Here is a 2,591-nt window from a genome sequence, read left to right on the forward strand (position 1 = left end):
CAGGGGTGTCGAAAGAGTCAACTGCGGTCCAAAGCTGTTGGACTTGGGTGAAAAGGGCGTTTATTCTTCCTATACGTGCCGCGTTCCAGGCGGCGACTATGAGGGCTATGTCGATGCCCATGTGCGCCGGCTGGAGGCGCTACGCCGGGCCGGTATCGTCGAGCGGATCGACGCCGACCAATGGCGCATCCCCGATGATCTGGTCAGCCGTGCCGCCGCCCATGACGCCGGCCGAGACAGTCAGGCCAGCGTTCGCGTCCTTTCCCCGGTCGATCTGAACAAACAGATCGGATCGGACGGCGCGACCTGGCTGGACCGGCGGCTGATCCACGGCGAGACGGCCGACCTTGCGCCAACCGGCTTCGGGCAACAAGTCCGCGAAGCCATGGACCAGCGCCGCGAGCACCATATCGAACAGGGCGACGCCACCCGCAGCCGGGACAGCCGCGTCTTCTACCGGCGCAACCTTCTCGCCATCCTGCGGGAGCGCGAGGTAGCCGGCGTCGGATCGGATATGGCTTTGAGTAAGGGCCTGCCGTTCCGCGCCGCCACGGACGGCGAGAGCGTCAGCGGCAAGTTTACCGGAACCGTGCATCTATCGAGCGGCAAGTTCGCCGTGGTCGAGAAATCCCATGAGTTCACCCTTGTCCCGTGGCGGCCGATCATCGACCGCCAACTCGGCCGCGAGGTTATGGGCATCGTGCAGGGCGGGTCGGTGTCGTGGCAGTTAGGGCGGCAGAGGGGGCTGGAACGCTGAGTGCGCCCATGCCGCATTGCGAAGCAAAAGATAATCGGATAAAATGTAGCAATTCATATTCGTAAGCGTGGAGTAATCAGATGGGAAATTCCAAGTCAGCAGACAAGTAAGCCGCAACAACCAGTATTGTTGTTGCGGCGCTCTGTAAGGCTAGTCTCATCTGATTGCTGACGAGCAGACGTCGCCCGGTATTCCTTAATCGAGGGTTGATTCGTCATGACCACCACACGCCCCGCGTGGGCCTATACGCTGCCGGCAGCACTGCTGCTGATGGCTCCTTTCGACATCCTCGCTTCACTGGCGATGGATATTTATCTCCCTGTCGTTCCAGCGATGCCCGGCATCCTGAACACGACGCCCGCTATGATCCAACTCACGTTGAGCCTCTATATGGTGATGCTCGGCGTGGGCCAGGTGATTTTTGGTCCGCTCTCAGACAGAATCGGGCGACGGCCAATTCTACTTGCGGGCGCAACGGCTTTCGTCATTGCGTCTCTGGGAGCAGCTTGGTCTTCAACTGCACCGGCCTTTGTCGCTTTCCGTCTACTTCAAGCAGTGGGCGCGTCGGCCATGCTGGTGGCGACGTTCGCGACGGTTCGCGACGTTTATGCCAACCGTCCTGAGGGTGTCGTCATCTACGGCCTTTTCAGTTCGATGCTGGCGTTCGTGCCTGCGCTCGGCCCTATCGCCGGAGTATTGATCGGCGAGTTCTTGGGATGGCAGGCGATATTCATTACTTTGGCTATACTGGCGATGCTCGCACTCCTAAATGCGGGTTTCAGGTGGCACGAAACCCGCCCTCTGGATCAAGTCAAGACGCGCCGATCTGTCTTGCCGATCTTCGCGAGTCCGGCTTTTTGGGTTTACACTGTCGGCTTTAGCGCCGGTATGGGCACCTACTTCGTCTTCTTCTCGACGGCTCCCCGTGTGCTCATAGGCCAAGCGGAATATTCCGAGATCGGATTCAGCTTTGCCTTCGCCACTGTCGCGCTTGTAATGATCGTGACAACCCGTTTCGCGAAGTCCTTTGTCGCCAGATGGGGCATCGCAGGATGCGTGGCGCGTGGGATGGCGTTGCTTGTTTGCGGAGCGGTCCTGTTGGGGATCGGCGAACTTTACGGCTCGCCGTCATTCCTCACCTTCATCCTACCGATGTGGGTTGTCGCGGTCGGTATTGTCTTCACGGTGTCCGTTACCGCGAACGGCGCTTTGGCAGAGTTCGACGACATCGCGGGATCAGCGGTCGCGTTCTACTTCTGCGTTCAAAGCCTGATAGTCAGCATTGTCGGGACATTGGCGGTGGCACTTTTAAACGGTGACACAGCGTGGCCCGTGATCTGTTACGCCACGGCGATGGCGGTACTGGTTTCGTTGGGGCTGGTGCTCCTTCGGCTCCGTGGGGCTGCCACCGAGAAGTCGCCAGTCGTCTAACCGACGACTGGTAGCAGGCCCGCTCCGATGCGGCGCACTAACCATCGAAACCTCGTGAATGTCGGTATCCTGTCTGGCAGGATACCGCTCATTTCCCTTGTTCAGTTCATCGCCGTCGCCGAGCATCTGAATTTTCGGCATGCGGCCAAGGCACTTGGTATCAGCCAGTCGAGCGTCAGCGCGCGTGTGAAAGCGCTGGAGGATAACCTTGGTGTCCTGCTATTTGAGCGCCATGCGCGGGGCGTTCGGCTAACAGACGCAGGCAGGCACTTCATGGAGCGTGTCACGGCGGGTGTCGATCAACTCGATCACGCAGTGAAGACCGCGGAGTGACGGGCACTGGCTGGCAATGTCTAGCAACGGCAGGCATTTCGGCTGAGGGTAAAAGAACTTTCCGCTAAGC

The 2,591-nt window shown here is 59.6% G+C and carries 3 protein-coding genes; all 3 read left to right on the forward strand.

All coding sequences use genetic code 11. The annotated features are described in order from the left end of the window. A partial coding sequence (locus tag R7D93_RS25030) for a DUF3363 domain-containing protein (RefSeq protein ID WP_223542817.1) occupies positions 1-757 on the forward strand: 757 nt, incomplete at its 5' end. A 216-nt stretch (positions 758-973) separates the two neighbouring features. Continuing rightward, positions 974-2,188: a chloramphenicol/florfenicol efflux MFS transporter FloR gene (floR, locus tag R7D93_RS25035; protein WP_000214122.1), complete on the forward strand. Its 1,215-nt coding sequence runs from the start codon at positions 974-976 to the stop codon at positions 2,186-2,188. Between the two features lie 27 nt (positions 2,189-2,215). Continuing rightward, entirely contained in the window at positions 2,216-2,521 is a 306-nt protein-coding gene (locus R7D93_RS25040; protein WP_001255015.1) for a LysR family transcriptional regulator, read from the forward strand. Positions 2,522-2,591: the final 70 nt, after the last annotated feature.

This window comes from Vibrio sp. YT-15 (assembly GCF_033337445.1).
Classification (GTDB): domain Bacteria; phylum Pseudomonadota; class Gammaproteobacteria; order Enterobacterales; family Vibrionaceae; genus Vibrio; species Vibrio alginolyticus.